This is a genomic window from Streptomyces sp. O3 (assembly GCF_054788135.1).
The window spans coordinates 1-269 of the sequence record NZ_JBTVYK010000195.1 but is presented as its reverse complement, the minus strand read 5'-3'; the positions used below and the strand labels follow the sequence as shown (position 1 = coordinate 269).

The following is a 269-nucleotide window of genomic DNA, read 5'->3' as shown; positions in this document are numbered from 1 at the left end:
CTTCTGTTTCTTTTGTATTCGAAGCAAACGGTTTCTCACAAAGGACATGCTTGCCATGGTTCATAAAGAGAACGGCTTGTTCCTTGTGAAGAGCGTTCGGGCTGGCTATGTATACGGCATCAAAGCAATCGCTCGCCGCCATTTCCTGAAGGTCTGAGAAGGCATGCGCAGCGTTGTGTTTAGCAGCAAACTCGCCAGCGCGTTCAGCCGATCTTGAATAAACAGCAGTCAGCTGAAAATCTTCGATATCCGCTGCTGACTCAAGAAAG

Annotated in this window: 1 pseudogene; it reads right to left on the bottom strand. The window is 48.3% G+C overall.

The features are described from left to right. Positions 1–269, bottom strand: a pseudogene (gene iolU / locus ACX6XY_RS30325) (scyllo-inositol 2-dehydrogenase); the annotation flags it as partial.